Origin of the sequence: Psychrobacter sp. TWR1-1-1 (assembly GCF_049895865.1) — a bacterium.
In the GTDB taxonomy this organism is placed as follows: Bacteria; Pseudomonadota; Gammaproteobacteria; order Pseudomonadales; family Moraxellaceae; genus Psychrobacter; species Psychrobacter immobilis_A.
Genome location: NZ_JAFCTE010000019.1, coordinates 21,937 through 28,815 on the forward strand (window position 1 = coordinate 21,937; position 6,879 = coordinate 28,815).

The 6,879-nt window shown below is 42.2% G+C and carries 8 protein-coding genes; 5 read left to right on the forward strand and 3 right to left on the reverse strand.

The window, feature by feature from the left end; all coding sequences use genetic code 11:
* Positions 1–26 precede the first annotated feature (26 nt).
* Genes tyrS through ACP69U_RS12660 form a run of 3 tightly spaced genes read left to right on the forward strand, consistent with a single transcriptional unit; the run spans position 27 to position 2,250 of the window.
* Positions 27–1,238 carry a tyrosine--tRNA ligase gene (gene tyrS, locus ACP69U_RS12650; RefSeq protein WP_426138686.1) on the forward strand — a complete coding sequence of 404 codons (1,212 nt, stop codon included), beginning with the start codon at positions 27–29 and terminating at the stop codon, positions 1,236–1,238.
* A 1-nt stretch (position 1,239) separates the two neighbouring features.
* Complete coding sequence (locus ACP69U_RS12655; RefSeq protein WP_404643751.1) at positions 1,240–2,010, forward strand: TIR domain-containing protein; 771 nt, start codon at positions 1,240–1,242, stop codon at positions 2,008–2,010.
* Between the two features lie 12 nt (positions 2,011–2,022).
* Complete coding sequence (locus ACP69U_RS12660) at positions 2,023–2,250, forward strand: DUF1653 domain-containing protein (RefSeq protein WP_087813598.1); 228 nt, start codon at positions 2,023–2,025, stop codon at positions 2,248–2,250.
* Positions 2,251–2,317: 67 nt separating this feature from the next.
* Here the strand turns inward: ACP69U_RS12660 and ACP69U_RS12665 are convergent, their stop codons facing one another.
* Positions 2,318–3,274 carry an alpha/beta fold hydrolase gene (locus tag ACP69U_RS12665; RefSeq protein WP_426138687.1) on the reverse strand — a complete coding sequence of 319 codons (957 nt, stop codon included), beginning with the start codon at positions 3,272–3,274 and terminating at the stop codon, positions 2,318–2,320.
* A 235-nt stretch (positions 3,275–3,509) separates the two neighbouring features.
* Here ACP69U_RS12665 and ACP69U_RS12670 point away from each other — a divergent pair, with 235 nt between their 5' ends.
* Complete coding sequence (locus ACP69U_RS12670) at positions 3,510–4,166, forward strand: hypothetical protein (protein ID WP_426138688.1); 657 nt, start codon at positions 3,510–3,512, stop codon at positions 4,164–4,166.
* A gap of 24 nt (positions 4,167–4,190) precedes the next feature.
* Here the strand turns inward: ACP69U_RS12670 and ACP69U_RS12675 are convergent, their stop codons facing one another.
* Together ACP69U_RS12675 and upp are read right to left on the reverse strand one after the other, a co-directional pair.
* A complete protein-coding gene (locus ACP69U_RS12675; RefSeq protein ID WP_426138689.1) occupies positions 4,191–4,943 on the reverse strand; it encodes an SDR family NAD(P)-dependent oxidoreductase in 753 nt (250 codons plus the stop codon).
* Between the two features lie 81 nt (positions 4,944–5,024).
* The gene (gene upp, locus ACP69U_RS12680) at positions 5,025–5,672 is read right to left on the reverse strand and encodes a uracil phosphoribosyltransferase (RefSeq protein WP_045445969.1); all 648 of its coding nucleotides are present in this window, start codon (positions 5,670–5,672) and stop codon (positions 5,025–5,027) included.
* Between the two features lie 403 nt (positions 5,673–6,075).
* Between upp and ACP69U_RS12685 the strand changes: the two genes are divergently transcribed.
* Positions 6,076–6,642: a DNA glycosylase gene (locus ACP69U_RS12685; RefSeq protein WP_420825208.1), complete on the forward strand. Its 567-nt coding sequence runs from the start codon at positions 6,076–6,078 to the stop codon at positions 6,640–6,642.
* Positions 6,643–6,879: the final 237 nt, after the last annotated feature.

Consider the following 6,879-nt stretch of genomic DNA (forward strand, 5'->3'; position numbering starts at 1 on the left):
TTAATAAAGACAATAAAGAGAGCATCATGACCACGCAAACCTACACCCTAGAAGAACAGCTTGCCCTGATCCAACGCGGCACGCAAGAAATCCTATCTGAAGAGGATTTGGTTAAGAAACTGAAACTCAATCGTCCACTACGTATCAAGGCAGGCTTTGATCCTACCGCACCAGACTTGCATTTGGGTCATACCGTGCTGATTAATAAGCTGAAACATTTTCAAGATTTGGGTCATGAAATTTATTTTCTAATTGGTGATTATACTGCCAAGATTGGTGACCCTTCTGGTAAGAACAGCACCCGTCCGCCATTGACCGATGAGCAAATCAAAGTCAACGCACAGACTTATGCGGAACAAGTTTTTAAGATTTTGGATAAAGAAAAAACCAAGATCGTCTTTAACTCTGAATGGTTCAAGGATATGTCGGCGGGTGATATGATTCAGCTTTCTAGCCAGCTGACTGTCTCGCGTATGCTTGAGCGCGATGATTTCTCTAAACGCTATGCCGCGCAAACGCCGATTGCGATTCATGAGTTTTTATACCCATTGGTGCAAGGCTATGATTCTATCGCGCTAAAAGCGGACGTCGAGCTTGGTGGTACTGACCAAACCTTTAACATCCTAATGGGGCGCACCCTGCAAGGTCGCTATGGTCAAGAGCCACAAGTTTGTATCACCGTACCAATCTTAGAAGGGCTAGACGGTGTTAATAAAATGTCTAAGTCTCTTGGCAACTATGTCGGCATTTATGATGCTCCGGGCACCATGTACCAAAAACTGCTGTCAATGCCAGATACCTTAATCCGTCGCTACTTTGAATTTTTAAGCTTTAAGCCAATGGAAGAAGTCGAAGCGTTAATGGCAGAGATGGAAAACGGTCGCAACCCACAAGAAATCAAACGTATTCTTGCTGAAGAATTAATCGAGCGTTTCCACGATGCCGATGCTGCTGCCATTGCGCACAAGTCAGCAGGTAACGTGCTTGCTGATGGTGAACTGCCTGTTGATTTGCCAGAAGTGACCTTAGAGTCAGAAGGTGCTGAAGCGCTATTTATTACTCAAGTACTCAACCAAGCTGGATTGGCTAAAAATAGCTCATCAGCTAAAGATATGATCAAGCGTGGCGCGGTAAAAGTAGATGGAGAAGTGGTTGATGCTGGCTTTAACTTAACGTCGGGTCAAACGGTCGTTATCCAAGCGGGCAAAAAGGCTTATGCGAAAGTGACGGTGGGTTAATGTGAATAATATTGAATTTCTGGAAGAGATAAGGCAAGAGTTCGAGGAGCTGAAGTATGGGGATAAAGTTGGTCTTGATAAACTGAAACGCCGTTCAGCTATGTTTATAAGCAGAATAAGCGGTGCTACTTCTAATTATTTGAGCGATTTTAAAAAAATCACTTTTTTTTCATCGATTGCATACTCAAATATGCCAGATTCTATTAATTATGATGCTTGGAACAGAGGTAGAAATAGCGCTATTAACTTAATTGAAACTATAATTGAAGAATTGAAATTATTTCCAGAGGAAGTAGATATAGAAAATATTAAAGATAAAAGCATAGACTGCTCAAAAGTCTTTATTGTGCATGGTCATGATGACGGTGCTAAAAATGAAGTAGCAAGATTCATTGAAAAGCTCGGTTTTGAAGCTAAGATTCTTCATGAACAAATTGATTCAGGTGCTACTATCATAGAGAAGTTAGAAAAACACACGGACGTAGGGTTTGCTATTGTGCTTTATACGGCTTGTGATGTTGGTGGCGTTAGATCTAAACCAGAAGATTTGAAACCACGGGCAAGACAAAACGTCGTTTTTGAGCATGGACTCTTAATTGGCAAGATTGGTCGAGCAAACGTTGTTGCACTTGTAAAAGGTGATTTAGAGATTCCAAATGATATATCTGGTGTAGTCTATAAGTCCATGGATATAAGTGGGGCTTGGAAATATAGCATTGCTAGAGAAATGAAAAGCTCTGGCTATGATGTTGATATGAATAAAGTTGAATAAGTTGAAGACAATATGAGCCAAACCATCCCCCAAGGCATTTACCGCCATTATAAAGGTAGTCTTTACCAAGTTTTGCATACCGCGCAGCATTCAGAAACCGAAGAAGCATTAGTCGTTTATCGCTGCCTATACGGTGAGTATGGCGTATGGGTACGACCGTTATCTATGTTTTCTGAAACGGTTGAAGTTGAGGGTAAGCAAGTGCCGCGATTTGAGCTGACCAAAGCGTTAGCTGATTAATGATTAAAATTTATTGCTCACATAAAAAAGCGACTTTTGGAGTCGCTTTTTTTATATAAATGAACAACTAATCCTGCAAAAATCCCTTCAATACTTTATAAAACCCAATTGGCTCATCCATTGGTACCGCATGACCTGAGCGCGGCAAAACAACTTCGCGAGCATTGGGTAGCATCTGGGTGACTTTTTGCTGCCAATGAGCATCATAAAGCTTAGAGCGACCTCCAATCAGATTGACCACTGGAATAGTGACCCGCTCTATCGCACCGCGAAAGTCATAGGGTAGTGTCAAATAGGCTTGTAAGCAGCGCATTTTATGATGCCAAATACTATGATCGTAAAGCGCAAGTTTGGGGTCATTTTTATAAGTCATCACTTGTATAAACGCTTTTGAGCGCGTTCGATTAACAGATAACAGAGAGAACAGTCGTTCGACATCCGTTGCACGGCGTTTTAGAGCAAACGGTAGGTGGGTAAAGCTTTTTATTTCAGCATAAGGTAAAGTTTTCTCAATTACTTCGTGAAAGATATCGAATACTTCTTGCTGGCGCGTGCCAAACAAGCCACCTTGCCAATCAGGCTGGTTATGGATAGCAGGACTTTGGTCAATATTCAAATAACGGCTGACTTTTGCGCTGCCATAACGCTCAAAATACGCCCACATCACTTGTGCGCCCATCGAAATAGCGGCAACAGGCAAGGACTCTATATTGCGCGCTAAGCAAATTTGCTCAATGACGACACTGATATCATCGGCATACTGGCGCACAAAATCAAACTGGGTGAGGTCGATATTTTTTGCAGCGCCAAATCCTCGTAAGTGCGGCAGGTAAAAGGCATACTTGCCAACCAAAGGTAAAATAAATGGCAAAAACTCACGCGCGTCCATACCATAAGCATGCAGTAATATTACAGGTTTGCCACTGCCTATGACTGACACTGGTAGCAACGTACCATCAGTTAAAGTGATATCAATCGTTTTCAACTGGTAGTTAATAGGCAAGTTGATTAAGTTTTTCTTCATAAGGCAATGTACCTTGTTTTCATTAAGCGGTTTTACCAAGTCGATTGAGCCAAAATGTATCGTAGCAAAAGTCTTTATCTCATTTCTAAAAGACTGCTATATTAAAGTAGGTAATTAACCATAGCATAAAAACTGTTTAGGGTTAAAAGCAGTTGAGCGGTAAAAGTAGTGACTTGTCATAGACTTTGACCAATCGAATCAAACGTCAGCAAGTAAAATATAAGGATATCAGTCTATGGGCAAGCTGACGTTACCATTGCTTGATAGCAGCCTATATCCGCAAATCTGGCAGCAGCAAACCTTGCTCAATCCGCAGGCGCTATTGATGGCAATGCTGACAGCAGATATCACGCCAGATGCCAATACTTTCACTAGGCAATTACTAGCTAATGATACTTATCAAGACTGGATTAATAGCAGCGTATTTGGGCGTTATTTACAGCGTAATTTTACGGCGTTTTCTCAGCAAACAGAAGACAGTTTCAACATTGATATGCCTTCGCTGTTTCGTCAGGAATTGATGCGTCACGCGCAGTATTTGCCGCTAGAGCAAGTCTTGTTTTTTGCAGGGAATTTGCCAAAAATTGTGCGTCAAACAAAGGTTTTAAGCACAACTGTTAATCCTGCCACAGTCATCATTAATGCTCAAAAGGTAAGCGCTAAATCTACCATCAATAATCTGACCATGATTATCAATCAGATAGTGATTAGGGGTAAGCAAGTATTAGGATTTCCGATACGCCATAATAAACGTACCAGCGAGCGCTTGCGTAATGAGGTGCTAATTTTAGACTTTCAAGAATTGCGCTTGGTTAATGAGATGAATATCAAAGGCAAAAAAAGAAGCAACATAGGTGAGACTATATTGCTTCGGTCTTATGAATTACGTTAGTGAGCCAAACATTCGGCTAAAATTTTAAGAATCTTGCTTGGCAATCGTCAGCCCGTTATAAGTTTGCGCCACTGGCATAACTTCCAAGCGATTGACGTTAATATGAGCAGGCGATTCAATCAGCCATAATAAAATATCGCCAATATCATCGCCGGTCATGGTTTTAAAGCCGTCGTAAACCTTGGCGGCTTTATCGTCATCGCCATGATAACGCACGTTTGAAAACTCAGTACCCGCGACATTACCCGGTTCAAGGTTGGTCACTCGCACTTGCGTACCGATGAGATCCGCGCGCAGATTTAGGCTAAACTGCTTAACAAAGGCTTTGGTCGCACCATAGACGTTGCCACCAAAATAAGGCCAGCTGCCAGCAATTGAACCAATGTTGATGACATAACCGCTATCGCGCGCCACCATCGCTGGCAAGACCGCATGGGTCACCGCCATTAGACCTTTAATATTGGTATCGGTCATACGCATCCAATCATCAAGACTGGCATTTTGCGCAGGCTCTGTGCCAAGTGCCAGTCCCGCATTATTGACCAAGACATCGATTTGCTTAAAGTCAGCAGGCAAATCAGCAATGATTTGCGGGATAGTAGCCGTGTCACTCACATCCATGACCACAGGTAAAAATGTTTCGCCCAAAGTATCTGCTAAAGCATTCAGCTTATCGAGGCGTCTGGCACAGCCAATTACGCGATGACCATTGGCAACCAAACGCTCAGCTAATGCTTTACCGAAACCAGCGCTTGCGCCTGTAATCAATACGTTCATCTTATATCCTTATCATTGATGTTCTGTACACATTTCAAATGGTTTTATAATGCCGGCTTGCCACGGTTTATGGGCGTTGTCTTATTTGTTAAACAACTGCTTACCAAAGATTTTATCGCCAGCATCGCCCAAACCTGGGATGATATAACCATGTTCATCTAAATGGCTGTCTAGTGCAGCGGTATAAATGGTCACGTCAGGATGTGCTTCATTGACCACACGTACGCCTTCAGGTGCCGCAACCAATACCAATGCTTTAATATTAGTACAGCCATTTTTCTTTAACATCTCGATGGTCGCGACCATTGAGCCGCCAGTGGCTAACATTGGGTCAATGATAAGGGCTGGGCGTTTGTCCATATGGCTGACAAATTTTTCAAAGAACGGCACAGGTTGTAAGGTTTCTTCATCACGTTGCAAACCGACGACAGAAATCTTAGCAGTAGGGATCAAGTCGAGCACCCCATCAAGCATGCCAATACCCGCACGTAAAATCGGTACAATCGTTGCTGTCTTACCGATGATTTGCTCACCAGTGATTTCACCACACCAGCCTTGCATTGGGAAGGTTTCGATTTCAAAATCACGGCTTGCTTCATATGCCATCAAGCGTGCAAGCTCTTTGGTCAACGTGCGAAACTTATAAGTGCTACAGTCTTTTTCGCGCATAAGGCTGAGTTTATGACGGACTAACGGGTGATCGATGACGGTGATTTTTAAGTCGCTCATAAGGTTTCTCTTGGTTTTTGGTCTGATGCGTGCGCAATTACTGCGGTTGCCATTAGTATAAAAGATACAAACACTTACTGCACTTCAACCTTATATCTGTCTCACAAATAGTAAGCTTGCTACTTTGATAATAAAGTAAGCTAAATATATTTATGGCAGGGTTGGTTTTATTTAAGCCGACTATGTTTGACTATAATAGCACCCTAATAAATGAAGCAGTGTTTAGGCTTGCTATGATAGCAAAAAAACCGCTTTTCTGATGAAGAATCTTATGACTACACAACCATATCACACCCAGAATAATACGCATCAAACCGATAACAGCTGGATATTATCTGAAGCCCAAGCAGCAGAGGTAGAAACGCATCCGTTCGCTCCCGTTTTACCACCTAATGCTACGGTAATGATGATGGGCACTTTTCCGCCGACCGCTGATAAATGGGCAATGCCATTTCACTACCCAAACTTTTACAATGACATGTGGCGTATTTATGGCAGTGTATTTTTTGACGATGTGGATTACTTTCGGGTAGGCGAAGAAAAACGCTTCGATCCTGAGCGTATTCGCGCCTTTATGTTTGAGCGCGGAATTGCTTCTTGTCCAACGGTCCATCAGGCTATTCGTGAAACGGGCAATGCCTCAGATAAGAACTTAACCGTCGTCACACCCGTTGACCTAGATAGTATATTGCCACAAGTGCCAAAGGTTGAAACCTTATTTACCACGGGCGGTAAAGCAACAGAAGTGCTGCTTGGTTTATTAGCCGAGCCACCTGCTAAATCCAAGTATCCTAAGACCAATCAAAGTATGGATTATCCTTACCAATGGCAAAACGATCACAATCGAAAAGTGGATGTAAATAATCTTACCTTATATAGGTTGCCTTCAACGTCACGCGCCTATCCTTTAGCCTTAGATAAAAAAGTCGCTGCTTATAAAGAATTCTTCAAAAAGATAGGCAAGCTGTAATGTAAAGTTGCCATTTATAGAAAGATGTAAGAAATTTTAAGGGGAAAAAGCTATCCTTGCTCAAAACCCCATATACTACTACCCGATTGAAGCAAAAGTAGCGTCGCCATTCTGCCAATTTAGTCTAATCACCAAGATTATTCAAATTAAGATAAAATAGCCCTTGACTAAAGATTCAAACCCTCTATAATACGCCCTCATCAAGACGAGCTGGCAGTGATTAGTGTGTAGATTACA